Consider the following 25,888-nt stretch of genomic DNA (forward strand, 5'->3'; position numbering starts at 1 on the left):
ACTTAAGTGAAAAACAACTGACTTTACGTGCCAAATAGCAAGGTACCGGTATTACCTTTGCGTTAAACCGGCGGCAGACAACCGGGCTTTGATGGTGCTTTCACATCTCAGCGACATTTTAGTCACATCTGCGTTGCTAACCTCCCAGCGTTTCACCAAATAAAAACGGTAGATTGTTGTCGGGACGAAAAAGGTATAACAAAGGGAATAGCAATATGAGCAGGCAGTTGAGACAGGTATCGTGGTTTACTCTTTCGGCGCTGTTGATGGGAACTCCGCTTATAACCCACGCAGCAGAGGCGCCCGGTGCACTGACCTTCATCGTCAAGGACCAGTATACCGACCGTCCGCTCTCATCCGTGCAGATCACCCTTGAGGAACGGGAAACCAATACCACGCGATCTGTACAGACGGATGCACAAGGTCGCATCGTCATTGACCAGCTCGACCCCGGCCTCTACTCGGTGAGCGTAGCCAAAGGTGGGTTCAATTCCCTGTATGAGCCAAGTATCCGCGTGGTTACGCGCAAAAACGTCAAGGTCGAACTCGAACTTGGCGCGCAGGCACTTGAAGAAGTGGAGGTGCGGGCACAGCAGGCGGAAGCATTAGCCGCTAACAGCACCTACCTCGATCGAGAAGCGTTGCGCAGTGCTGTTGGTGGCGGCGCAGATCCTCTCCTTTCGCTGGACGGTTTACCGGGCCTGGCATCCGCCAGTGAGTTCGCGAGCTTCAGCGTACGCGGCCGTGGCCCCCGGGATAATCTGATATTCGTCGATGACTTTCCCTTTGATAAAGCGGTGCACTTTGATGCGACGCTGGGTGAAGAGGAGGATGTCGGTGGTGGCGGCCGTTTCTCGATTTTCGCACCGAATGTAATTGGCGGTGCCGAGTTTTCACCGGGCGGGTGGAGTGCGGCTTATGGCGGCCGGGCGGCATCGCTACTCAAGCTGGAAGTTGCCGACGGCAATCCCAGCCCTTCCGCCAGTTTCCGCTACGACCTTGCGGGCTATGAAATTGGTTATGACGGTCCTACCGGTATCACTGAAGACTCTACCTTACTCGTTTCTGCTCGACGGCTGGATTTCGGCGCTTTGTTTGAAACGATCGAAGAGCTCGATATCGGTGAGCCGGTCTTGAGAGACGTGATCGTAAAGTCGGTCATACCCCTCAACCAGAACCACACCTTCGAAATTCTGTTGATGGATACGCACGAGGACTATACCCGCGGCGTAACCCACGTGTTTGCGTCGCCCAATTTCGAAGATGCGTCACTTCAGGATTCCGAACAGGATAGTGATTTGTACGGTATGACGTTGCGCTCTCTGGTCGGAGAAGACGCTGTCTGGACCAACAAGGTGTACTACCGCACCAGCGACAAGGTCAGTTCAGAGGGGGAATCATTTCCTGATCTCGTACCTGAGGGATCGCCTGCGTCCAGCTTTCCCGTGCGGCAAGACATCACCACTATCGGTGAGGCCGAGACAGAGATCGGCTGGCGCAGTGACTTCGAGACGGTAAACCAATGGGGCGTGTTCAGTGCCGGTACTCGCGTCACGCAGATTGAACTGGACTATAACACCGTCCTCGATGGTGATTGGATCCGATATACCTACGACGACGATGATTTCAGGCCAGACCCCGATCAGCGCTTTATTGTGCTGACTCCCGACGGCATCAACTCTTCGCTCGTTCAGAAAGAGACCAACTACGCCGGTTACGTTGAGCAACTGTTTCAACATGGCGATTGGGATATCCGCACCGGCATGCGGTTTGAACGTGACGGTTTTGCCGATCAGAGCTTGGCGTCGCCTAGGTTTAGTGCCAATTGGCGGCCGAGTGCAAAGGTTCGATATTTTGCAACGGCTGGACTGTTCCACCAGTCACCACGATTTTTGGAGCTGGCCGCGAACGAATCGAACGCTCTTGAGAATGAAGAAATTACCCATGCCAGTATCGGTTATGAATACTTCCCGAACAGCAACTGGTCGGTGTTGACGGAAGCCTATTATCAAAACCTCGACAACCTGGTGGTAGACCTTGACCGGGCAAGCGGGACCTTTGCCAACATTGGTGACGGCACATCCTACGGGGTCGATGTTGTGGCCAACGGTATGATCCGCGAGGATATTTACGCTACCGCAACCTATTCGTACAACGATGCGGTAGTCGACCGCAAAGACGGGCGCGGTGACGTTGCCGCTGACTTCAGCCGCGAGCATGTTGCTACCCTGGGCCTGACCTGGGAAATCAGCAGCCGCTGGAAAGTCGCCGGGCGCTACAAATACCTTTCCGGTACGCCAGATGATCTGTTTATTATCCACTCAGACGTCTTGGGAGTAGGGCAGCCTCTACGCTACTCGAAGGAGATCATTGAGCGGAATGTCGGCCGCACCAGTGGAGCCGGTTCGTTGAACGTTCGTGTTGACTACCGGCGTGCATTCGGTCCCATCGATGTAACCGCCTTTCTCGATGTCATCAACGTAACGGCCGCGTCGTCGAGCGATGAGTCTGAGTTTGACTACCGCCGGGGAGTTGTAGTACACGATGATAGTGAAGCCGAGCCGCTTATTGGCCTGCGGTTGGACTATGCCTGGTAGATAGTGCCTGGTAAATCAGGCGTGGTAATCAGGCCTGGTAAATCGTATTTGGTAATGGGGAACAGTAGATGGTACATGCGCTTGGTGCGGCGCCGATTAGAGTGTTGATCGTCGAAGATAGCCGCGGCATTTGCGAGAATATTGCCGCGTATCTTGAAAGGTATAACTATGTTATGGATTTTGCCTATGACGGTATCAGCGCTATGCACCTGGCGTTGACCAATACGTTCGATGTTATTGTTCTCGACCTGAAGCTTCCTGGGATGGATGGCCTGAGTTTCTGTCAAAAGCTGCGAGCGGATGCTCAATTAGACACGCCCGTGCTTATGCTGACTGCGAGAGATACGCTGGACGATAAGCTCAAGGGATTCGAAGCGGGGGCGGATGACTATCTGATCAAACCGTTCGCATTACAAGAGCTGCATGCGCGACTGCAGGCGCTGTTCAAACGTAGTCGCGGTAAAACCGCTAATCTGTTAACGGTAGGGGACCTGACTCTGAATCGGTCTACGCTGCAAGTGCATCGCGCGGGGTTACACATCGATCTCACACCTGCTGGTATGCGGCTACTGCAGAGATTGATGGAAGTGGCGCCGTCTGTTGTGGTTCGCGATGATCTCGAATCCTTGCTGTGGGCGGATGAGCGCCCCGATGGTGATGCGCTTCGCTCGCACATGTACAAGCTGCGGCAGGCGATCGATCGACCGTTTGATCGCCCGCTGATCCATACGGTGCATCGTATCGGCTATCGCATTGCAGAGGACGCTCAATAATGTACAAGTACAGTTTACGCAAGCGTGTCGCCATTGCCTTTGCGATGTGTGTTGCTGTACTTAGTGTGGTCTGGGGGTTCGCGTTCTTTTCTGCAATCCGGTTGAGCGAAGACCATGTCTTGGCGCATCAGCTGCAGCGCGCCGCCGAAAGCTATCCCTCCCTGTCACTGAACCTTCGCGGATACGATGAGGTTGCTAGCTTGCCGGAATCACTACGGGAATGGGCGCAGACAAACCCCGATGAAGGGTTGTATGAATTCGATACCGAGGAGCTGCATGTCGCGGTAATAGCTGCCGACAACGCACAGCGACGTGCATTTGTAGTTTTTGACGTTGCCGGTATTGAGGCTGCATCTTCAGAGGATTGGTGGTGGCTGCTCGTGATCACCGGGGTCGTGGGGGCGCTCGGTGCGCTAGGTTTCGGGCTGGGTGTTGTGGTGATGCGTAGAGCTGTCGCCCCTGTTGTGCAACTCGCGAACGTGGTTGCGGACATCGACCCGGAAAAGCTATCGGCCGAGGATTATAAACGCATAGAGTCCAGCCGGTTTGGCGATGATGAGGTTGGCGTACTCGCCAGGACCATTGAGAAGACGCTTGAGCGGATCAGCGAATTTGTTGAGAGGGAGCGATACTTTACCGGTTCAGCCAGTCATGAGTTGCGAACGCCGGTCACCGTGATACTGGGCGCGCTTGAGCTGTTGGAAGAAAGTGATCTGTCGGCGACCGATAGTAAGGCGGTAGATCGAGTGCGGTGCGCGGCGCTCGAAATGAAAGCCACGATTGAAATGTTCTTGTGCCTCGCTCGCGAAACCGACAATGGGTTGTATGACGAGCAGTTTTTAGTGATGCCGCTGGTAAGCCAGGCGATAGATCAGCAGCGCCACCTGTTGAACGGCAAGTTCGTCGATGTTGAAATCGATGATTTATCAAAACCCATCGCCTGCGGACATTCCCAGGCTTTTTCTATCGCGGTCAATAATCTGGTGCGAAATGCATTTCAGCACACGCTAGACGGACAGGGGCCGATCACGATTCACATCAGAGAGCGCGCGCTGTTCGTCACCAATCAGGTCAGTAGTGAAGCTAGTGAGCGGCACACAACGACCGAGGCGTCGTCTCAAGGATATGGGCTGGGTCTGGGTATCGTTCAACGGCTGTGTGAACGCAATGGCTGGTCGTTTTCTTTGCACGCTGATGAGGCGCGTGTAGCGGCCCGCCTTTCGTGGTGACGAGGGCAGACCGCAACACTGATAGTCTAACTGAAAGCCTAATAAAAACTCGCCAGCAGTTCAGTGATTTCTGTGTCCAGCGCAGATTGCTCGATCTGCGGTGAGGCACTTTCGGGGGAATGGGAGAATTGGACCGCATACCAGAGCACGGAAAGGTAGCGGTAAGTTCGCTTCCAGTGGTCCAGTCTGGTCAGGTCGGCTTCACACGCTGGCCGCAGCAAGTATTCGGTGAGTAGTGTCCGCTGCTGTTGCCGATCCAGATCGTATCCCACGGTTACTGTCGCAAGGTCAAAGAAGGGGTCGCCGCACGCGGCGTATTCCCAGTCTATGGCCCGGAGCTGGCCGGAGATATCCTTTAGCAGGTTGTTGGGCAGCAGGTCGTTATGGCAAAGCCGATAGCTTTCTGGGCATGTGCTGCTTTGCTTAAGCTGCAGTTCCATTAATTGGTGTAGCTGGGCCAGCACCGGGAAGAAATCCGTATTTCTGTCGATGCACTGCCAGTAGCGGTTCGCCTTGTCGGCAATATCCAGTTGCACGGAAATCGGCGGCAGCTGGTGAATCTGCTGTAGCAATTGCGCGAGTTGGGCAAAAGCCTGGGGCTGGTTGATATCCAGCGGCGCGCCGTCGACAAACTGGGTCAGCAGGTAGCGGTGAGCCGGATCCACATACACCAGCGGTGCACACAGGTCTTTCGGACTCGCTTGCTGCAGTGCCTCTGCCTCGGCGGCGCGGTTGAGATCAAGCGCAAGGGAGTTGGGAGCGTTAATGCGCAGTACCAGCGTTTTATCGCCCGCATCAATCAGAAAGCTGCGGTTGGTGAGCCCGCCTTCCAGCGAGCGAATCAGTTTGGGCGGTCTGTCACTCCATCGTTGCCACTCGTTGGCAATGAGATGTTCGACGCTCTGGTTCATGCGGTAACCGTCTGTTCCTGGCTGCCAGTTTGTTTTTGGTACAGCGCATACCACTGGAAAAATCCGATAATGACCAGGATCACGTACAGCACAAACAGCAGTGCTGTGAGATACAGCTCGCGGTCGATATACAGATAAATCGCGGCACCGTCGATGACGATCCAGTAAAGCCAGTTTTCCAGTACCTTGCGGGTGACCATATAGGTGGTTACCACGGCACCCCAGGTAGTGAAGGAGTCCAGGTAAGGCAGGGCGGCGCTGGTGTAGTTATCCAGTACGTAACCAAATATCAGGGTGAGTACGCCCACTCCCGTAAATGCAGAGAAATGCATGGCGGCGGACCAGCGGTGGATATGCAGCTTTTCACCTTCTTTATTGCGGTGTCGCCACTGCCACCAGCCGTACACGGCAATCACCAGATAAAAAATCTGTAGCGCCGATTCCATCAACAGGCTGACGTCCCAGAACAGGAACAGGTAGATGGCAGTACTGGCAAAGGCTGCGTACCAGCACAGGATATTTTCCCGCATTGCCAGCAGCAGATAGGTCAGCGCCAGTACCACCGCTGCCAGTTCCCACAGGGTCATGGCGGCGTAGGCGGTGGCGATGGCTTCGCGGATTTCCGGGGAGAACATGGATCAGAGTCCAATGTTGGGGTTCAGGTCGCCGTCGATAAATTTGCACACGAAGATCGCGCGTCCGAACTGCTCCCAGGATTTGCGCATTTCCGCTTTCAGGACATCCATCACCACATCGTAATCACCGAATACCTGGGTGCTCATGGTGTTGGAGATTACCTGCAGCTGCGGCTGTTCGTTCAGACGCTGGATAAAATCCTTGATGGCCGGAATGTACTCGTCTTTCAGCGGGTACATGCTGATATCTACGGAGAGTTGCATATCAAATCTCTTGAGTTATAGGGGCGTTCCATTGAACTTGTGCGAGGCGGTACCGATACCGGGTATACCTTTGCGCGACACGCCGTGAACCCATCCATGGGGGCTCGGCTGCGGCCATCCAGGCCGCAGACGGTCTCGCAAAGGTATACCCGGCATCGGTACCTTCATAGCAAGTTCAGTTCACTAAATCAAAATGTATAGCTGCCGGAGATACCCGCAGTGCGCGGTTCTCCCAGCTGGTAGTAGGCTTCCGGCACGTAGCCGTTGGCCGGATTGTTGCCGAACTGATTGCTGAAATAGAAACCGCGAGTGTAGATCACTTCGTCGGTGAGGTTTCTGCCCCACAGGGACAGATCCCAGTTGTCGCCGCGGTAGGTGAGGCGCGCATTGACTAGTTCGTAGGCGGTGGATTTTTCGTTGTGGCTGTTGGAGAAGTAGAAGTCGTCTTTGCCTTCCAGTTCCACGCGCGCCGTCAGGTTGCTGGTCAGTGCGTACTCGGCACCGGTGAAGTACTGGTAGTTGGGGGCGTGGGCCAGGTCGCGGCCGCTGAGGTCCACCGGCGAAGCTTCCCCGGTATTGTCATCGCGTCCATCGACGTGGGTGCTGCTGACAAAGTTTTCGAATTCCGCATTCAGCCAGCCGAAGGTGGCGAAGAGTTGCAGGGCATCGCTGGCCTGGAAGTTGATTTCCGCTTCGATACCGGTGCTGTGACCACCGGCAGCATTGGCCAGGTAGTCATCGAAGGAAAAGTCGTCCGGGTTGAAGATGGACTGCTTGGCCTGAACGTCGCTGCGGTCTTGGTAAAAGGCGGCGACCTGGGCCTGCAGGCGGCTTTCCAGCCAATCACCTTTTACCCCGAACTCGTAGTTCAGCATGCTTTCGGTTTCGAACAGGAAGGTGTCGCTGCCGATGGCCGGGTTGTTTTCCGAGGCAGAAATAATGCGACCGTTGACACCGCCGGCCTTGTAGCCGCGGGACAGGGTGCCGTAAAGCATGGTGTTGTCGGTGGCGTTGAACTGCAGGGTGATATTGCCGCCCCACAGGTCTTCGCTGGTATCGCTGGTGACCGCAAGCGAGTCACTGTAGTCCGCGCGGCGCTGCTCCAGGCGCAGGCCGGCAATCAGTTCGAAGCGCGCATTCAGGGCGGTATTCAGCTGCCCGTAAATGGCCGCATTGTCGGTATCGAATTGGCTGGCGAAGCTGGCGTTGCGTTCCAGTGCTTCTTCCTCGGTGCGCAGGTATGCACCGGCCACCCAGCCGGTGCTGCCGCCGAACAGCCGACTTTCGTCGGTGGAGACCAGGCGCACGTCGACGCTCAGGTTGTCGCGGTCGCGCAGGTAGTTGTCGGTGGAGCTGTATTCCCAGGGGTGAAAGCCCACATGAGTCCAGTCTTCGTCATAGCCGTATTCGGTATCGGAGGTGGCGGCGCTCAGTACGGATTTGACGGTGAACAGTTCGTTGCCGGACCAAAGTCCGCTCACTGCGCCGGCGAGGGCTTCCTGACGGTCCCAGCCCGGCTGGTCGGACAGGGTGTTGCGGGAGTTATCCAGCGTAAAGGCGTCGTAGCCGTTGTCCGCGTCCAGGTAGAAGAGGGTGAAGTCCAGTTGCAGGTCGTCACTGGCCTGGTAGCGCAGCTTGCCGCGGGCCACGGTCTCATCAATATTGTTGGTGTCTTTGCGGTCCAGGTAGCGGTTGTGCACATAGCCGTCGGACTGCTGATTCTGTATCGCGAAGCGGTAGCTTAATTGCTCTGACAGTGGGCCACTGGTGACCGCAGAAAGAGTGTGGGAACCGTAGCGGGCGGCTTCGGCGGATACTTTTGCAAAGGTTTCCGCAGTCGGTGCATTGCTGGTCATGCTCACCAGACCCGCCAGCGCGTTGGCGCCATACACGGTGCCCTGCGGGCCGCGCAGGATTTCCACCTGCTGCATATCCAGGGTGCTGGCGGCGAGGCCGAGGCCGGTAAAGTCGATGCCGTCGACAATCAGGCCAACGGACGGATTCACCGGGTCGATAAACTGGCTGCGCTCGCCGATACCGCGGATCTGCACGAAGCGGCCACGAGAGGCACCGCTGGAAAAATTCACGTTGGGCGCCAGATTCAGCAGTTGCTCAAGATTGGTCGCGCCGCGGGTTTCAATGACGGCGGTATCCAAAACACTCACACTGGTGGGGGTGTCAAACTGGCTGGCCGTGCGCAGCTGGCTGGTAACCACCACTTCTTCGATGGCGGTTTCCGCAGCGGCAGGCACGCTGGCCAGGGCTGTGGCAGTGGCGATCGCCTGGGCGACAGGCTTGATACCGGATTTGGTTCTGGGCTTGATGCAGTTATTGGAATTCATGGCTCTCTCGAACAAATAAGTGAGAGACCCGGAGTGCGACGTGAAGAGGGGAGCTTGTGGACTACCTATTCCTACGCCGGTATTAGCCGGATCAGGTTCAAGGGTTTGCGGGCCAGACCGATATGATCTGGCGGCATCTCAGGCGGTTGCCACCCCTTAGGTTTTGCGGGCGCGATGGTAGCAGATATGCAGAAGTGTCGGAACTGGTGAATGTGAACCCCAGCAGCCGCCAGGTCGAGGACGGGGCTTGCTTCTGTGGCTACTTCTGGACCTGCTTCGGCGGCGCTTCTCCTGCAGGTTGTGGATGCTGCTCTAGCAGCTGCGCCCGCTGCTTCTTCAGTCGATCCAGCTTTCTCTCACCTTCAGCCAGCTGCTCCGGTGATACTCCGCCCTGCCGTCCCAGTGCGATCATGTCTTTTAAATCGGCGATTTTTTTGGCCGAAGCGGCGGCAAAAGAGGCGTACACCTGCTGCTGCTGACGCGCTTCGTACGCCTGATACAGCTTGTGGTCTGCCAGCTCTTGGGTGGTGGGAGCAACCCGATCGCTGGGCCTGGGGGCCAGAGGGGGCATGCGCGGGTCGCCTGCGGCCATAGTCTGGCGCAGCGAGGTAACCGCGCTGGGTTCTGTCTCCTGAGGCCCTTTGCTGGCGGTTTTCGGTTGTGCAGGTTGCTGGTCGGATGACTGCAAGGGGGAGGATGAGGGACTCCGCTTGGCGATTGCGTCAGCTTTTTGCGATGACTGCCCAGAGCCATTGGTGGGGACACCATTAGCCGCTGTCGGCCAAACCCCAGACCAATAGACACCGAGAAGAGCTGCGGAAATAAATGCGAAGGTGATTAACTGGCGCGTCATGATGCGTTCTTCCGGTTTATTTCTCTGTGTATTTCGATGTGGGCGGCTTCCCGAGATTCGTGCAGTAACTGTTGGAACGTCTGCTGTAGCTTTTGCTGCGCAATGGCGTTGGCAGCCCGGTAGCGCACTGACTCGCCGTCTGCCGGTTGAAAACCGGTTTCCCGCTGGTCTACCAAGAGTATTTCCCAGTAAAGCACTTTGCCGTTCTGGGGGCTGCGAACGGGTCGGGAAACCTGATGGGGTGTTTGCACAAATGCCAGCGCCTTGCTCCAGTGATCCTCACGGCTGTTGCGGTCTATCCACCCCAGTGCGCCACCGGAGGCTTTGTCTTCGGCCTGGGAGTAACGTGTTACGGCTTCCGCAAAGGACAAGCCGCCCTGAATTTCTGCGTACACCTGGTCCGCTAGCTCCTGGCTGTCCAGGCGAATGTGATAGGCATGAACTTTTTCCACCCGGGTAAATTTGTCCCGGTGGCGCCAGTAATAGTTTGCAATTTCCTCAGCGGTGACCTGTCTGGCGAGGGCCTGCAGTTTGGGGTTTTCGTCGTGGATATCCTGTAGCAATCCCATTTGGCGCAGGCCGGATTCTCGCACCAGTGCATCTTCCACACACTGCTTGATGATCGTGCGAGAGAGTTCACTCACACCGGATTGGCGCTCAAACCAGTCGAGTACAAATTCCATGGTTAACTGCTGCCGGATCGCCTCGCGAATGAAGTCCTGATTCAGGTTGTGCATTTGTACCTTGAGCTGCATATTTTGGCGGCGGTACAAGTCCCACAGCGTCAGCTGCCGCTCAGCTTGTTGCGGATGAAAACGATACCGGGCCAGTACCAGATTTTTTGCTTGTTGCTGCTGTTGTGGCGTCATCGAAGTGTAAAGTTGCTGTTGCAGCCGCAGCGCTGGCGCCAGGTATTCGGTATCGATGGATAGCGGTGCGGTAAGGAAGTCCAGGACGTCGCCAGTACCAGTATTGCGCATGTCGTTTTGCAGTGATTCGCTGAAAGCGCTGCGAATGAGGCGGAACAGCTGTTGCTCCAGCTGGGTATCTCGGTCGTAACCCACTAGAGAGGGAGCAGCCTCGGACGATTGCCCGGTGAACTTGTTCGCCAGGATCCGGTTTTCCAACAGACCTTTTAACACGGACTCCCGATCCGCGGACGCGTTTCGCTGCCGCGCTACAGCAACGAAAAGGTCCAGCGCCTCGAAAGTGATAGCCTCGCCATCGATACGTGCCGCCACATGATCTGGCAGTGCAGGAGTGAACAGGGTAGCGGTCAAAAGTATCACTGCGACTGCCGGAACCAGTAACCAGAGCTTGTTGTTTTTCATCGTTGATTTCCGTCTGCCGGTATCGAGAGATACCGGCATTCTTTCGTTACCGATTTACTTATCGATTTACTTATCGATTTACCTATCGATAGTTACTGGCTTACCCGCTGTGCGGCGTGGTTCAGGATGTGAACTACCATGGCGATCGCGTTGGGGACAACGGTGCGCGCTACCTGGACCCGGTCATTGTGATCTGTGCTCGACAACACGATGCCACCGCTGCTATACGCCAGTGCGCCACCCTGGGTGAGCAACGGTCGGATATCGTGGTTGTTGCTGTTGACCGGGACAAAGTTGCTCAGGGCCTGGGTAACTAGCGTGTTGTCGTTCAGGTTTTCACTGTCATAGTAGTCGGCGACCCAGCCTTCCCAGCCGCTGTGATTCAATGCGGACGTTGTCCAGACGTGGTGGGGCTGCAGCAGGTCGGTGGTGTGCATGACAAAACCGAGGCTTTGCGCGGTGGGCTGGGCGAGGAACTGGCTGTACCAGTACTGGCCGAGGTTATCGATGGGCTGGAAGGGAATTTCCTCGAAATCGTCGTACATGGATTTTGCGGAATGACTTCCCTGTCGATAGTTTGCTTCGGTAATGCCGTAGCTGTTGTACTCCGAATCATCTGCCCAGAACCAGCCCGACATACCACCATTGCCGTCATCCAGGTAATCGCCCACCAGCCAGCTGGCGGCCAGGTTGTCGATATCCCCCCACACGGTGAGCAGGTCGTAGTTGTAGCCACCCAGGTCGTTACCATGCACGTCGGGCCCGCGGGTGTGATTCTGGAAGTGCCAGTAGCTGGTGTAGTTCACCAGGGAGGCGCCGGCATTGAATACCGGCGCGTATACACAGTCGCCGGTAACCGCACCGCAGAGGTAGGTGTCCTGAAAGTCATCGACATCGTAGGCGCCCTGGCCCAGGACCTCGGCAAACTGGTCCACGGTGTAGCCGGCGGCGTTCACCCAGGCTTTCAGATTCGCGTATTCCGTGGTGCCGGGGTTGTTGCGCATATAGTTGACGGCGTCGATCGCGATACGCTTGTGGGTGATTTGCTGGAATGCCTGGGCAGGAGTGGCCAGCAGGGCGGCCAATAGACTGGTGATCAGTAATTTATACATAAAAACTCCGGTTGCTTGTGTGGTTGCTTATCTAGATGCTTGTCGCGCGCCAGTAATTTTCTGGTCTATACCAGTCTGGAGTTTTTAAATGACAGCTTTTCGTGCGGAATGACGACAGTTGCTTGTGGCTTTTGTTTCGTCGTAGAAATGTGGCGAACATCGCAATTCGATCGTCTGGTTTCATTCACCTGCGGTATTTTTGTAATGTTCGCCGCATGCATTGTCGGCGCACGCTGAATGTCGCGATGGTGTATAAGTCGATGTATAAGTCGATGTGTCAGTCGGTGTATAAATCGCTGTATAAGCTGATGTATCAGCCTCTGGAGTAAGAATTTGAAACCTGTGGTGCACTCCTGGATTCGGTTTCTCGCCCATTTCCTGTTTATCCTCACGGCATGGACGGTGTTCATTAAATATCTATTTCCCATCGCCTATGCTCTGGGCGTGGGGGAGGCGTGGGATACCCATGTTTACTGGGATCTCTGGCCCATCGCGCATCTGTGGATGGGTTGGGCGCTGCTGGCGCAACCGGTCTATACCCGCCGCCTGGCGGTGGTGATGTCGGTGATCGAAATCGTGATCATCATCAGTAAATTTGTCGTATTTCTCGAGGATCCGGAGTGGACCATCTGGCGCACTAACTGGTTTGTGAACAAGGTGTTCGTTTTGGCGTGTTTTATACTGGTATTGCTTAGTGCCTTGGTGAAACCGGAATGGTTCCGGGCTGTCAGGTCTTAACTGACAGATCAAAATCAGGGATAAGTCATGGATGATGTACCAGCCCGCCGAAAATTTTTGCAGTTGCTGAGCGTCGGCGCGGTTACTGCTTACTGTGCGAGGTTTTCTTCGACTCTGGCACAAACTTCCGCTCTTGCGCACAAGGCGATTCCGAGTAGTGGTGAGCAACTGCCGGTGATCGGTATGGGCACCTGGCGCACGTTCAATGTGGGGGATGATCTCCAACTGCTGAATGCGCGCACCGGGGTGGTTAAGGCATTTTTCAGCCTGGGTGGCGGCCTGATCGACTCCTCCCCCATGTACGGTTCCGCGCCGGATACCCTGGGCTATGTGCTGAAGCAGCTGGGCAGACCGAAATCGCTGTTCGCCGCGGAAAAGGTCTGGAGCCCCGCCGGTGGCGGCGCCCGCGAGCAGATTGCGAACCTCGCTGCGCGCTGGGGTCTGCCCACATTCGACCTGGTGCAGGTGCACAACCTCGACGACTGGCGCGAGCACCTGGCGGTACTGCGGGAGTTGAAGGCGGCGGGTACGATCCGCTATCTGGGGATCACCACCTCGCATGGTCGCCGCCACGAAGAATTTGAGCAGGTAATGACTGCGGAGCAGCTCGACTTTGCCCAGCTCACCTACAACATTACTCATCGATCCGCGGAAGCGCGGCTGCTGCCGCTAGCGCGCGAGAAAGGTATCGCGGTTATTGCCAACCGCCCCTACGACGGTGGCAACCTGATCAAGCGGCTAAAGCGCAGTGAGACAGTGCCGGAATGGGCGCAGCAGGAGCTGGGGTGTCGCACCTGGGCGGATTTCCTGCTGAAATTTATCGTCAGTCACCCGGCGCTCAACTGCGCCATTCCGGCAACCACCCGGGTGGCGCATATGCAGGAAAATATGCAGGCGGGTAGTGGGCGAATGCCGGATCCCGGTTCCCGTGCGCGTATGGCGCGATTTATCGAAGCGCTGTAAATACAGAAAGGGGGTGGTATGGGCGATTGGGCAACCTATCAACTGCAGGATTTCATTCCCTTCGATGCGGATGTCTATTTCCGCCTGCTTGCGCGTATGGGGGAACATTTCTGGCCGCTGCAGCTGGCGACACTGGTACTGGGAATCGTTGCGCTAATACTTGCGTTGGCCGGGCGTGGCAGGGTGGCTTTGGTTCTCGTTGCGCCACTTTGGGCGTTTATAGGTATTGCATTTTTTGCTCAGCGCTACGCAGCGCTCAACTGGGCGGGTGGTGCTTTTTGCTGGGCCTGGCTGCTTCAGTGCCTGTTGCTGTTGCTGCCGGCCGTGACCGGCCGGGGAATTGCACCGAGCGCGCCTCTTTTTAGCGCGCCAGGGCCGAGTGCGCTTGGGTCGAGTGCGCTTGGGTCGAGTGCGTCGGTGCAGGCCGGACTTCTCGTTTCAGGCTGTGGTTTGGTCGGATATCCGCTACTTGCGGTTGCTCTTGGCAGTGGCTGGTCACAGGGGGAAGCCTTCGGTCTGCACCCGGATCCCACGGCGGTGGTGACGCTCGGTATATTGCTTATGGTCGCCAGAGGCTCATGGCTGTGGGCTTTGACGCTGGTGCCGTTACTCTGGTTACTGGTTTCCGGGGTTACCCTGAAGGTGCTTGGCTCTCCATGGTATCCGGCGCTGTTTGCCATTATGGCGGTGGTATTCGCAGGATTGTTGAGCGGCCGGCATTCCCAGGTTGCCCGCTGAGCCTGCGTGTATACCTGAGTGTATATTGGACTTCACTGTGCTTTTTCCCTCTTCCCCGTTGTATTCCGCCATAGGTAATTGTGCGCTGCTGCGCTAGGATTGGCTCAATTTCGTTGTCTGGAATTAGCCAAGGAGCCACTGTGCGCGCATTTTCACTACTGGACCTCTCTCCAATTACAGACACGGGCGATGCTCGGCAGGCACTGATGAATTCCCGAGATCTTGCAAGGCACGCAGAGAGCCTGGGTTACAAGCGCTTCTGGATGGCTGAGCATCACAATATGACCGGGGTAGCCAGCGCCGCAACGGCGGTGGCGCTTGGCTATATTGCTGCCGGCACCGACAAAATTCGTGTGGCGGCCGGGGGCGTTATGTTGCCAAACCATGCGCCACTGGTGATTGCCGAACAGTTCGGTACCCTCGCGGCGCTCTATCCTGAACGGGTTGACCTAGGGCTTGGGCGTGCGCCGGGCACCGACGGCGCCACCATGCAGGCGCTGCGGCGGGATCCCATGCATGCGGCGGATCACTTTTCGGAGGATGTGCAGGAGTTACTGCACTACTTCGCGCCGGAAAAACCGGGCCAGCGGGTGCGCGCGGTGCCGGGTGTCGGGCTGGGTGTGCCTATCTGGTTGCTGGGTTCGAGTCTATACTCCGCGCAGCTGGCGGCGGCCCTGGGGTTGCCGTTTGCGTTTGCCTCCCACTTTGCGCCGGCCATGCTGGATCAGGCGTTGCATCTGTACCGCACGAAATTTCAGCCCTCCGAACATCTCGACAAACCCTATGCTGCAGCTGCGATCAATGTCTTCGCCGCAGATTCTGATCAAGAGGCGCGCAAGCTGATGACCTCTATTGAGCAGCAGTTTGTGGCTCTGCGGCGGGGAACCCCTGGCCGCATTAAGCCACCGGTGGATGACCCGGAATCCATTGCATCACCGGTGGAACGGATGCAGGTGACCCAGGCCTTGGCCGAAAGTGCCGTAGGCACGAGAGAAACCATTGCTCCCTGGATCGACCGTTTTCTCGAACGCACCCAGGTAGATGAATTGATTGTTACCGGCGCGATTTATGATCACCCGGCGAGGCTGCACTCGTTTGCACTGGCGGCCGAGGTTCTGCAATCGCGCGTCGATAGCTGATTATTGTTGAATGGAATTGAGGTTTGACAGTGACGATACGCGAGGCCAAGCCCGCAGACTTTGATGCTATCTGGCCAATTTTTTGTGAAGTGGCACGGGCCGGCGACACCTATGCTTACCCGCGGGATATTGCGCGGGAACAGGCGTTTGAACTGTGGATGAATAGCCCCAGGAAGACCCTGGTCTTTGAGGATCAGGGAGAGATTCTGGGAAGCTACTACCTCAAGACGAATCAGTCGGGGCCCGGCGCGCACGTGTGCAACTGTGGCTATATGGTTGCGTCCGCGGCGCGCGGTCGTGGTATCGCCGCGGCCATGTGCGAGCACTCGCAGGATCTGGCGCGAGCGCTGGGCTACCGCGCCATGCAGTTCAACTTTGTGGCCTCTACCAATGAGGGTGCGGTGCGACTGTGGCTGAAGCTGGGGTTTGAAACGGTTGGACGCCTGCCCAGGGCATTTGATCACCCCACTCAGGGCTATGTGGATGCTTTGGTGATGTACAAGTGGCTGGCAGATTAGTACGAAACTCCGCCCTTGTTTGCACGGCTACCGCTAGTAACCTTTTTGCGCGCGTGATGCATTCGCTGCCGCTAAGGAAAGAAACTGGTTTAAAGAAACCGGTCTAAAGAAGTGGGTCTAAAGAAGAAAGTCTGAGGGAATACAGACCGGTATAAAATAAGGATGTTTCGATAATGAAAATAGCAAGCCCGGGCGCTCAACGTTCAGCGCATACGCAAAAATCCACTCGCTGCCTGGTATGCGACACGCCGTTAGGCCTGTCGCCTTCTTTAAATACTTCTCCAGAAGACTCCCCCGTTTGTCAGAATTTTGAGTGTCAGCGGTTTATCGAGCAGGGAAAATCGCTGCCGGAAAACGTATTCAAAGCAAGGCTGGCTTTTCAGCAAAACCTGAATCGTGAGAAACAAGCCGAGCAAACCGAACGCGAGCGCAATATTGAGGCGCGCATCCGGCAAGAAGAAGTGGAGAATCAACGCCTGCTCCAGTCGGCGTTAGCGGAGCGGTGTCCTTCGCTTGAGGGGACAGCTTACATGATGGTAATCCCGGTAGGACGAACCCAAGTTGCGCCCTTGAATGCAGCGCGGCTAGTGGACTACCGGGCTCACCTGGAAAAAATTGTCGCCCAGGCGCAGAGCCCGGATCCGGGTCTGCTCGAGGCGCGGGACCAGAACCTTGTGCCGGCCCGGGAAATACAGTTGCGCGAGACTCAGCAAAGGGATGCGCCGGAACTGGAAGCGATCGGCGATCATCTGTGTTCACTGTGCAAGGGCGCCTGTTGTTCTTCCGGCCAGGATCACGCCTACCTGTCACCGCTGAGTATGCGCCGTACGATGGACGCGAACCCGGATCTGGACGGGCAGGGGATAGTGTCGCTGTATCTTGCCTGCCTGCCCCAGGAGAGCATCGAAAACGCCTGTATTAACCAGACCGCGACGGGATGCAGTTTGCCAAAGGCGCTGCGCTCGGATATATGCAACGCCTATTTTTGCGATCCGATTCTGAAATATTATCGGGAAGCGAAAGACTCCCCCGAGATGAAACAGGTCTTTGCGATACAGCGGGAATATATTCACGCGGCAACCATGCATAAGGATGTCGACAATCCGGTGATGGCGAAAGCGTTCGTCAGCGTCGATGGTGTCGAGCCGGTTGAATAGTATTTTTTGCTGAACTAGTCTCCCTAGGAACTTCCCTCCCTAGATAGCACCCTTCACGGCACCTCTGAAAGTTCCTGCTTGTCGCCATCTGTTCAGACGGCTCCCGGTTCCATTACACTGGCGGCTCTATTTATCGATGTCTTCGGAGTCACTATGGATCAGCATGATCCCCGTTCCTGGTTGGAAAAATTACCCGCAGCCTTCCACGCCTATCTCGATGGCCGCAGATTGGATGAGGTGGAATGTATTATTCCCGATCTGAATGGCATGTCCCGGGGTAAGGCGATGCCGCTGAACAAGTTCTCGCCGGAGACACCGATTTTTCTGCCTATCTCCATTTTCTACCAGACCATCACCGGTCAGGATGTGGAGATGGATATCGAGAACCAGTGGGCCGAGAGCGATATGGCATTGGTGCCGGATATGTCTACGGCAATGGCGGTGCCCTGGGCCAAGCAACCGGCATTGCAGATTATTCACGACCTGCAGGACCTCGACGGTAACCCCATTGCCTGTGCACCCCGCAATGTGCTGAAGCGCGTGATGGCCATGTATGCGGACAGGGGCTGGAAGCCCATCGTGGCGCCGGAGCTGGAATTCTACCTGACCAAACCGAATATCGACCCCAACGAGCCGATTGAACCACCGGTGGGGCGTAACGGCCGCTCCGGCACTTCACTGCAGTCCTATTCGATGACGGCCATCGACGAATATGGCCCGGTGATCGACACCATTTACGAGTACGCGGAAGCCGCGGGCCTGCACATCGATTCCGTGATCCAGGAAGACGGCGCTGGTCAGGTGGAGTTCAACCTGACCCACGGCGACCCGTTGTGGCTTGCGGACCAGGTGTTTTATTTCAAACGCATCATCAAGGAGGCGGCGCTCAAGAACAATATGTTCGCCACGTTTATGGCGAAACCCATGCGCGACCAGCCCGGTAGCGCCATGCATGTGCACCAGAGTGTGGTGGATATGCAAACCGGTAAAAATATTTTTTCTGACGAGAACGGGAATGCCACGGACCTGTTCCGTTACTTTATCGGTGGCACGCAAAAACATTTGCGCGAAGTGATGCCGTTTATTGCACCGAATGTGAATTCCTACCGGCGTTTTGAATCCGAGGCGAATTCCAGTGCGCCGACCAACACCGGCTGGGGTTACGATAATCGCGCTACCGGATTGCGCGTGCCCAACTCCGGCGCCCAGGACCGCCGTCTGGAAAATCGGGTCGTGGGTGTGGATGCCAATCCCTACCTTGCCATTGCCGCGAGCCTGGTGTGTGGCTATCTGGGGATGGTCAATGGTATTGAACCCAGCGCACCGGCGGAATCGGAATTGGCGGAAGGGCAGGAAGCGAACTTTTTTATTCCCGCGACGTTTGATGAGGCACTGCGGATTTTTGACGACGCCGACGATGTGCGCCAGGCGCTGGGTGAGGATTTTTGTCAGTTATATGCGGCGGTCAAGTACGAGGAAATGCGCCTGTTTCACCGGGAAATCTCGCCCTGGGAGAGGCAGCATTTACTGTTGAACGTGTAATACAAGCTCGATTTCGCGCTATACAAATTCGCGCTATACAAAAAAGGCCCCGCTTCGATTGAGGCGGGGCCTTTTTTAATTGGGACGGGGGTGAGTCTTAGACGTCAAACCCTTCGGCCAATTTTTTCTCTACCAGTACTTTTTTCAGGCGCGCATACTGCGGGATACCGTGTTTGTAGGGCGGGTAGTCTTCGCCTTGAATCAGCGGCTCCAGGTAGTCACGTCCCGCCTGGGTGATGCCGAAACCGTCTTCGGAAATGAATTCCTTGGGCATGAATTTCTCGACATTGGCTACTTCGCTCAGCGGTGCTTCGCCGATGCTCCAGCTGTAGTCGGCGGGGCCGGTGCCGTTGCGCTCGATGGTCGGCATGATGGCGTTCTTGCCGGCCACTGCGGCTTCTACGGCCGCCTTGCCCACGGCGTAGGCCTGCTCCACGTCGGTGGCGGAGGCGATGTGACGGGCGGCGCGCTGCAGGTAGTCGGCCAGGGCCCAGTGGTATTTCATGCCCAGTTCGTCCTTGACCATCTTGGCCAGGGTGGGGGCGACACCGCCCAGCTGTTTGTGGCCGAAGGCATCGACGCTACCGGCGTCGGCCAGGAAGGTGCCATCTTCATACTGGGCGCCCTCGGAGGCGACGATCACGCAGTAACCCTGCTCGTCGACGGTCTCCTGGACTTTCTTCAGGAATTTCTCTTTATCGAAGGCCACTTCCGGTAACAGGATGATATGTGGCGCATCGCCTTGCTGTTCCTGGGCGAGGGCACCGGCGGCGGCAATCCAGCCTGCGTGGCGGCCCATCACTTCGAGAATGAACACCTTGGTCGAGGTGGCGCACATGGAGGCGACGTCCAGAGCAGCCTCCTTGGTGGAAACCGCGACGTATTTGGCTACGGAGCCGAAGCCCGGGCAGTTGTCGGTAAACGGCAGGTCGTTGTCCACGGTTTTGGGGATGTGGATGGCTTGGATGGGGTAGCCCATCTTTTCCGATAGCTGGGAAATCTTGAGGCAGGTATCCGCGGAGTCACCGCCGCCGTTATAGAAGAAGTAGCCGATGTCGTGGGCTTTGAACACTTCGATCAGGCGCTCGTACTCGGCGCGGTTCTGCTCCAGGCTTTTCAGTTTGTAGCGGCAGGAGCCGAAGGCGCCGGAGGGGGTATGGCGCAGGGCGGCGATGGTCTCGTCGCTCTCCTGGCTGACATCGATCAGCTCCTCTCTGAGGGCACCGACAATGCCATTCTTGCCGGCGTAGACGGTGCCGATCTTGTCGCTATGCTGGCGGGCAGTCTCGATGACTCCGCAGGCGGAGGCGTTGATAACGGCGGTAACGCCGCCGGATTGTGCATAAAAAGCGTTCTTCTTCGACATGTCTATCCTATGGGGTCGCGGTTTCTCGTCGTAAACCACCTCTGGCGATGGTTGGCGGTGGGTGGCTCTTGGCGGCTGCCTCACGCGGCGCGAAGTCTAATGTATTCATATGGCAATTGCATGGAAATGCGGACATTCGACACTTACTGCTGGAAATGGCCGTGATAAGCTTGCGCGGCATTGGATTTAAGGCTTCTGGCAGTGTTGGCTGTTTTTGCCATATTAATTAGCAAGAACCGCGCCGGGACCGTTTTTACCGCCAAAGATCTGAGGATCGGGTGGGAGAAATTGCGTGAACACTCGGTCTGAACGCAATTGGTAATTTTTGAGAGAGCATTCGCACTGATATGCATATTCATATTTTAGGTATCTGTGGCACTTTTATGGGCAGCCTGGCCCAGCTGGCCGTGGCGGAAGGCCACAAGGTCACCGGGTCCGATGCCAACGTATACCCGCCGATGAGCACCCAGCTGGAGCGTGCCGGCATTGTGCTGACCGAGGGCTACGACCCCGCCCAGCTGGAGCCTGCGCCGGATCTGGTGATCATCGGCAACGCCCTCTCGCGCGGTAACCCGGCGGTAGAAGCCGTGCTGGAAAAGGGGCTGTCCTATACCTCCGGGGCCCAGTGGCTGTGCGACCACTTCCTCGGCGGCCGCTGGGTGCTGGCGGTTGCCGGTACCCACGGCAAGACCACGACCGCCAGCATGCTGGCCTGGGTGCTGGAATACGCCGGTATGGAACCGGGATTCCTGATCGGCGGTGTGCCGCAGAACTTCGACGTTTCCGCGCGCCTCGGCAACACGCCTTTCTTTGTGGTAGAGGCGGATGAGTACGACACGGCGTTTTTCGACAAGCGCTCGAAGTTTGTCCACTACCGCCCGCGCACCCTGATCATCAACAACCTGGAATTCGACCACGCAGACATCTTCGATGACCTGGCGGCGATCCAGAAACAGTTCCACCACCTGGTGCGCACGGTACCGGGTTCCGGCCTGGTGGTGGCGGCGCAGGAAGACGCGGTGACCCAGGTGCTGGATCAGGGCTGCTGGAGCCAGGTGCAGCGGCTTGATGTCGAGAGCGCCGACGGCGTTCGTCTGGGAGACTGGTGCGCTGCCAGTGTTGCCGCCGACGGCAGCAGTTTTGAGGTTTTGTTTGAAGGCAAAGTTGTTGCCAGTGTTCAGTGGCAGCAGACCGGGCTGCACAATGTGAAAAATGGCCTCGCCGCCATGGCCGCAGCCCGCCACGTGGGTGTGGCGCCGGATACCGCGGCGGAAGCCCTCGCGGCGTTTGGCGGCGTCAAGCGCCGTATGGAATGTCTGGGGGATGTCCAGGGCATCCGTATTTATGACGATTTTGCCCATCACCCCACGGCCATCGAGACCACCCTCAATGGCTTGCGCGCCAAAGTGGGCAGTGAAAAAGTCATCGCGCTGATTGAACCGCGCTCCAATACCATGCGTATGGGACATCATCAGGGACAATTGGCGCGGGCCTGCAGCGGTGCAGATCTGGTGCTCTGGTATCAACCGGAAGGGATGAACTGGTCCCTGGATGAGGTGGTGCACCACTCCACCGTGCCGGCGAAGGTTCTCCATAGCATCGACGCTGCGGTAGAATCCGTGCTTGAATTATCTGCGCCTGGCAGTCACGTTATTGTGATGAGCAATGGTGGCTTCGGCGGTGTGCACCAGCGACTGCTGAGTGCCCTGCAGAAGAAATACGCCGGGTAGTATCAAGCCTGGCACCATTAAAGAGCCCCGGTCGGGGTGATACGGAACTGCTTTGCCCGAATCAACTTTGCCCGAAACAACTTGGCCCGAAATAACGTTTTCCAAGACCGTCACCCTCGCCATCACCGGTGCCTCCGGCGCCCAGTACGGCCTGCGCCTGCTGCAGTGTCTGCTGGCAGCGCGGGTGCGGGTGTGGCTGCTGCTCTCCGATGCCGCGCGCATCGTGATCGACACCGAAACCGAGGTAACCCTGCCGGAAGACGAGGGGCAGACCGAGGCATTCCTGCGTGACCTGTATGCCGCGGAGGAGGGACAGCTGACGTTGTTCGGACGCCGCGACTGGTTCTCGCCGGTGGCCTCCGGCACTGGAGCCGCCAGCAGCCTGGTGATCTGCCCGGCCAGCGGTGGGACCCTGTCGGCCATTGCCTGCGGTGCCTCGAACAACCTGATTGAACGGGCGGCGGATGTTGCACTCAAAGAACGCCGCCAGTTGATCCTGGTGCCGCGCGAGGCGCCTTATTCCGAGATCCACCTGGAGAATATGCTCAAGCTCACCCGCATGGGCGCCGTGGTACTGCCGGCCAGCCCGGGCTTCTACCAGAAGCCGCAGACGGTGGAGGACCTGGTGGACTTTGTAGTGGCGCGGATCATGAGCCAGCTCGACGTGGAGCAGTCACTGTTACCCCCCTGGGGCGATGGCTGAGGTCACGGCTGAACGGGATATTTATCGGTTTACTGCCTGTTTATTACTGGGAGGGGCTTGATGGCGAATCTGGACCGAAGCGTCACCATTCATTTCTGCGTCCAGTGCAACTGGATGCTGCGAGCCACCTGGATGGCGCAGGAACTGCTCTACACCTTTGCCGAGGACCTGGAGCAGGTCGCCTTGAAGCCGGGTACTGGCGGTATCTTCGAGATACGGGTCGGTGACCAGCTGATCTGGGAGCGCAAGCGCGACGGGGGTTTCCCGGGGCCGAAAGAGCTCAAACAAAAGGTGCGTGACCTATTGTTCCCGGAGCGGGATCTGGGTCATGTGGACAAGTAGCCGGTTCTGAACATCGGCGAACAAGAAAGCACGAATCAACATTGTCAGTGCGTGTAGATCGCACTTTCATCATTTCACGATAAGCGAACTCATTATGCTGTTGGGCTTAAAGACCTGGTATGAAAAGCTGGTGCTCGGGCACCCGAAAACGGTACTCGCACTGGTCGCATTGCTGACCATTGCCGCCGCGGCGGGGCTGCCTCGCTTCAAACTGGATGCATCGGCGGATTCCCTGACCCTGGAAACGGACGACTCGCTGGATTTCTTCCGCGAGATTTCCGAGCGCTACAACTCCGGCGACTTCCTCGTTGTCACCTACCGCTATAAGAATGGCGACCTCTTCAGTGACGAATCCCTCGCGACCATGCGTCGCCTGCAGGACGAGCTGGCAATGGTGGATGGCGTCACCGGGGTGCAGTCGGTACTCAATGTGCCGCTGTTATACAGCCCCAAGCTCTCCATTAGCGATGTGGCAGAGGGTATCCGTACCCTGTCTGCTCCCGGGGTCGACCGCGACCTGGTGCGCCAAGAATTTCTGGCAAGCCCCATCTACAAGGACCTGATCCTGAGCCCCGATGGCGAGACCACCGCCATGATGCTCAACCTCGAGCTGGATAAAGCGGGTCTGGACCTGGTGCGCGAGCGCGATGCCCTGCGTCGCCAGCGCAACGAAAAGGGCCTGAATGCGGAAGAAACCCGGCGCCTGGAAGCCGTTTCTGCCGAGTACCTGATGCACCGCACCGCGCAGGAAGACGCCGCCCGGGACCGGGTGCAAGAGGTGCGCCAGATCCTGAGCCACTACGATGACAACGCGGAGCTGTTCCTCGGTGGTCTCACCATGATCACCTCTGACATGATCGCGTTCATCCAGAGCGACCTGATGGTGTTCGGCGCGGGCATTCTGGTCTTTATCGTGGTTACCCTGCTACTGATCTTCCGTCAGGCCCGCTGGGTGTTGCTGCCGCTGGTCACCTGTGTGACCACGGCGGTGATGATGCTGGGGCTGCTGAGCTGGCTCGACTGGCGCCTCACGGTGATCTCCGCCAACTTCGTTGCGCTGCTGCTGATCATTACCCTGGCGATCACCATTCACCTGGCGGTGCGCTACCGCGAATATTTCGCCGAGCACCCCGAGTGGGATCGTTTCCAGCTGGCCTCGGCGACCGTGACCTTTATGGCCAAGCCGTGCCTGTACACCGGTTTGACCACCATGGTGGCGTTTATCTCACTGGTGGTCAGCGGTATCCGTCCGGTGATCGATTTTGGCTGGATGATGACCATGGGGGTCATCCTGGCGCTGCTTCTGTCTTTCCTGATTATTCCCGCCAGCCTGATGCTGCTCAGAAAGCGCGACGCCGGGCAGGGGGAAGATAACTCCCACGCCTTTACCCAGATCTTTTCCCGTTTCGCGGAAAACCACAAAGGTGTGGTGCTGGGCGTGGCGGTGGTGGCGGCCATTATCAGCGCCGTGGGCATCACCCGCCTGAAAGTGGAAAACCGCTTTATCGACTACTTCGATGATTCCACCGAGATCTATCAGGGGATGCTGGTGATCGACCAGCGCCTGGGCGGCACCATCAACCTGGATGTGGTGCTGAACAAGCCGGAGCAGTCCGCGCCCGCTTTTGAGGGGGAGGGTGAAGGCGAAGAAGACCCGTTTGGTGCCGAATTTGGCGGTGAAGAGATTGGTGGTGAAGAGTACGGCAGTGAAGGGGCTGGCGACGGCGAAGAAATTGCCGAGAGCGCAGAAGAGGATGCTTTTGCTGCGGAAGACCCCTTCGCCGCGGAAGATCCTTTCGCGGCCGATGATCCTTTCGCCGGCGGTAGTGACAGCCAGTCGCCGGACGCCTACTGGTTTACCGTTGCCGGTTTGAACCAGATTGAAAAGCTGCACGACTTCCTCGAGGCACAGCCGGAAATTGGCAAGGTGCAGTCCCTGGCGACCCTGTACAAGGTGGCCCAGGATCTGAACGATGGCGGGTTGAATGACTTCGAGCTGGCGATTGCCCGCCAGAGTCTGCCGGAGGAAATCAACCAGGTACTGGTACACCCCTACTGGTCGCCGGAGAACCAGCAGGCCCGGATTACCATGCGGGTGAAGGAGACGGACCCCAACCTGCGCCGGGATGAGCTGATCCAGCGTATTTACGCCTTTGCCGAGAGTGACTTGGGTATTGCCTCGGCGGATGTTCGCCAGACCGGTATGCTGGTGCTCTACAACAATATGCTGCAAAGCCTGTTCAAGTCCCAGATTCTCACTCTGGGTGCGGTTTTTGCCGGCATTCTGCTGATGTTCCTGGTGCTCTTCCGCTCCCTGTGGCTGGCGGTGATCGCGCTGGTGCCGAATATGCTGGCGGCCTGTGTGGTACTGGGTGGTATGGGCCTGGCGAATATCCCGCTGGATATGATGACCATCACCATTGCGGCGATTACCGTGGGTATCGGTGTGGATCATGCCATCCACTACCTGTACCGCTTCCGCGAGGAATTTGCCAAAGATGGTGACTATGTGGCGACCATGCATCGCAGTCACGCCACTATCGGCCGGGCCATGTTCTACACCGCCATCACCATTATCGCGGGCTTCTCGATCCTGGCGCTGTCCAAGTTCGTGCCGTCGATCTATTTTGGGTTGCTGACGGCGCTGGCGATGACCGCAGCCCTGCTGGGTTCCCTGACCCTGCTGCCGCTGCTGCTGGTGCTGATCAAGCCGCTGCCGAAACCTGCCGAGGAGACTCTGCCGGGAAAGCCGGTCGCGGCGGTGGAGGCCTGTCCTAGCTGATAGGTTGACGTTGATAGATCGGCAGCTTTTCAGTGATCGCCATTCGGGCCCGCGGATTCTATCCCCGGGCCCGATTTGTTTTCCGCTTACGGCTGCGGCCTTCTAACCTTACTGGGCAGCTCT

At 57.3% G+C, this 25,888-nt stretch carries 22 protein-coding genes and 1 riboswitch; of the genes, 14 read left to right on the forward strand and 8 right to left on the reverse strand.

Annotated elements, in window-relative coordinates:
* The first annotated feature begins 215 nt into the window (after nucleotides 1-215).
* The 3 genes from GRX76_RS07670 (at nucleotide 216) to GRX76_RS07680 (ending at nucleotide 4,599) form a co-directional block, all read left to right on the forward strand.
* A complete protein-coding gene (locus GRX76_RS07670) occupies nucleotides 216-2,597 on the forward strand; it encodes a TonB-dependent receptor (RefSeq protein WP_160152767.1) in 2,382 nt (793 codons plus the stop codon).
* Nucleotides 2,598-2,692: 95 nt separating this feature from the next.
* Nucleotides 2,693-3,370, forward strand: a complete 678-nt coding sequence (locus tag GRX76_RS07675) for a response regulator transcription factor (RefSeq protein WP_201276981.1) — start codon at nucleotides 2,693-2,695, stop codon at nucleotides 3,368-3,370.
* Complete coding sequence (locus tag GRX76_RS07680; RefSeq protein ID WP_201276938.1) at nucleotides 3,370-4,599, forward strand: HAMP domain-containing sensor histidine kinase; 1,230 nt, start codon at nucleotides 3,370-3,372, stop codon at nucleotides 4,597-4,599. Before GRX76_RS07675 ends, GRX76_RS07680 begins: the two co-directional genes overlap by 1 nt.
* 38 nt (nucleotides 4,600-4,637) lie before the next feature.
* Here the strand turns inward: GRX76_RS07680 and GRX76_RS07685 are convergent, their stop codons facing one another.
* From GRX76_RS07685 to GRX76_RS07715, 7 genes are all read right to left on the reverse strand, one after another.
* Nucleotides 4,638-5,510: a choline kinase family protein gene (locus GRX76_RS07685; protein WP_160152769.1), complete on the reverse strand. Its 873-nt coding sequence runs from the start codon at nucleotides 5,508-5,510 to the stop codon at nucleotides 4,638-4,640.
* Nucleotides 5,507-6,145: a nicotinamide riboside transporter PnuC gene (gene pnuC, locus GRX76_RS07690; RefSeq protein ID WP_160152770.1), complete on the reverse strand. Its 639-nt coding sequence runs from the start codon at nucleotides 6,143-6,145 to the stop codon at nucleotides 5,507-5,509. Before pnuC ends, GRX76_RS07685 begins: the two co-directional genes overlap by 4 nt.
* 3 nt (nucleotides 6,146-6,148) lie before the next feature.
* The gene (locus tag GRX76_RS07695; RefSeq protein ID WP_160152771.1) at nucleotides 6,149-6,409 is read right to left on the reverse strand and encodes a YkoF family thiamine/hydroxymethylpyrimidine-binding protein; all 261 of its coding nucleotides are present in this window, start codon (nucleotides 6,407-6,409) and stop codon (nucleotides 6,149-6,151) included.
* A gap of 188 nt (nucleotides 6,410-6,597) precedes the next feature.
* Entirely contained in the window at nucleotides 6,598-8,751 is a 2,154-nt protein-coding gene (locus tag GRX76_RS07700) for a TonB-dependent receptor (protein ID WP_160152772.1), read from the reverse strand.
* A gap of 51 nt (nucleotides 8,752-8,802) precedes the next feature.
* Nucleotides 8,803-8,918: riboswitch (TPP riboswitch) on the reverse strand.
* Nucleotides 8,919-9,010: 92 nt separating this feature from the next.
* A complete protein-coding gene (locus tag GRX76_RS07705) occupies nucleotides 9,011-9,604 on the reverse strand; it encodes a hypothetical protein (RefSeq protein WP_160152773.1) in 594 nt (197 codons plus the stop codon).
* A complete protein-coding gene (locus tag GRX76_RS07710; protein ID WP_160152774.1) occupies nucleotides 9,601-10,935 on the reverse strand; it encodes a peptidylprolyl isomerase in 1,335 nt (444 codons plus the stop codon). Before GRX76_RS07710 ends, GRX76_RS07705 begins: the two co-directional genes overlap by 4 nt.
* Nucleotides 10,936-11,027: 92 nt before the next feature.
* On the reverse strand, nucleotides 11,028-12,047 hold the full coding sequence (locus tag GRX76_RS07715; RefSeq protein ID WP_160152775.1) for a phospholipase: 1,020 nt from the start codon (nucleotides 12,045-12,047) through the stop codon (nucleotides 11,028-11,030).
* A 333-nt stretch (nucleotides 12,048-12,380) separates the two neighbouring features.
* On the opposite strand from GRX76_RS07715, the gene GRX76_RS07720 reads away from it, so the two are divergent.
* From GRX76_RS07720 to GRX76_RS07750, 7 genes are all read left to right on the forward strand, one after another.
* Nucleotides 12,381-12,785 (forward strand): hypothetical protein, encoded by a 405-nt coding sequence (locus GRX76_RS07720; RefSeq protein ID WP_201276939.1) that lies wholly within the window; start codon nucleotides 12,381-12,383, stop codon nucleotides 12,783-12,785.
* 27 nt (nucleotides 12,786-12,812) lie between these two features.
* Nucleotides 12,813-13,748 (forward strand): aldo/keto reductase, encoded by a 936-nt coding sequence (locus GRX76_RS07725; protein WP_160152776.1) that lies wholly within the window; start codon nucleotides 12,813-12,815, stop codon nucleotides 13,746-13,748.
* 18 nt (nucleotides 13,749-13,766) lie between these two features.
* Nucleotides 13,767-14,486 carry a DUF6064 family protein gene (locus tag GRX76_RS07730; RefSeq protein WP_160152777.1) on the forward strand — a complete coding sequence of 240 codons (720 nt, stop codon included), beginning with the start codon at nucleotides 13,767-13,769 and terminating at the stop codon, nucleotides 14,484-14,486.
* Between the two features lie 140 nt (nucleotides 14,487-14,626).
* Complete coding sequence (locus tag GRX76_RS07735; RefSeq protein ID WP_160152778.1) at nucleotides 14,627-15,625, forward strand: LLM class flavin-dependent oxidoreductase; 999 nt, start codon at nucleotides 14,627-14,629, stop codon at nucleotides 15,623-15,625.
* Between the two features lie 29 nt (nucleotides 15,626-15,654).
* On the forward strand, nucleotides 15,655-16,143 hold the full coding sequence (locus tag GRX76_RS07740; protein ID WP_160154878.1) for a GNAT family N-acetyltransferase: 489 nt from the start codon (nucleotides 15,655-15,657) through the stop codon (nucleotides 16,141-16,143).
* A 173-nt stretch (nucleotides 16,144-16,316) separates the two neighbouring features.
* Entirely contained in the window at nucleotides 16,317-17,300 is a 984-nt protein-coding gene (locus tag GRX76_RS07745; RefSeq protein WP_160152779.1) for a hypothetical protein, read from the forward strand.
* A 153-nt stretch (nucleotides 17,301-17,453) separates the two neighbouring features.
* Complete coding sequence (locus tag GRX76_RS07750; protein WP_160152780.1) at nucleotides 17,454-18,842, forward strand: glutamine synthetase family protein; 1,389 nt, start codon at nucleotides 17,454-17,456, stop codon at nucleotides 18,840-18,842.
* 97 nt (nucleotides 18,843-18,939) lie between these two features.
* Here the strand turns inward: GRX76_RS07750 and GRX76_RS07755 are convergent, their stop codons facing one another.
* Entirely contained in the window at nucleotides 18,940-20,208 is a 1,269-nt protein-coding gene (locus GRX76_RS07755) for a 6-phosphofructokinase (RefSeq protein ID WP_160152781.1), read from the reverse strand.
* A gap of 347 nt (nucleotides 20,209-20,555) precedes the next feature.
* Between GRX76_RS07755 and mpl the strand changes: the two genes are divergently transcribed.
* The 4 genes from mpl (at nucleotide 20,556) to GRX76_RS07775 (ending at nucleotide 25,765) form a co-directional block, all read left to right on the forward strand.
* Nucleotides 20,556-21,938: a UDP-N-acetylmuramate:L-alanyl-gamma-D-glutamyl-meso-diaminopimelate ligase gene (gene mpl / locus GRX76_RS07760; protein WP_160152782.1), complete on the forward strand. Its 1,383-nt coding sequence runs from the start codon at nucleotides 20,556-20,558 to the stop codon at nucleotides 21,936-21,938.
* Nucleotides 21,939-22,005: 67 nt separating this feature from the next.
* Entirely contained in the window at nucleotides 22,006-22,641 is a 636-nt protein-coding gene (locus GRX76_RS07765) for a flavin prenyltransferase UbiX (RefSeq protein WP_160152783.1), read from the forward strand.
* Between the two features lie 60 nt (nucleotides 22,642-22,701).
* Entirely contained in the window at nucleotides 22,702-22,983 is a 282-nt protein-coding gene (locus tag GRX76_RS07770) for a SelT/SelW/SelH family protein (RefSeq protein ID WP_160152784.1), read from the forward strand.
* Between the two features lie 94 nt (nucleotides 22,984-23,077).
* Entirely contained in the window at nucleotides 23,078-25,765 is a 2,688-nt protein-coding gene (locus GRX76_RS07775) for an RND family transporter (RefSeq protein WP_160152785.1), read from the forward strand.
* The last annotated feature ends 123 nt before the right edge of the window (nucleotides 25,766-25,888 follow it).

The organism is Microbulbifer sp. ALW1, from assembly GCF_009903625.1.
GTDB lineage: Bacteria > Pseudomonadota > Gammaproteobacteria > Pseudomonadales > Cellvibrionaceae > Microbulbifer.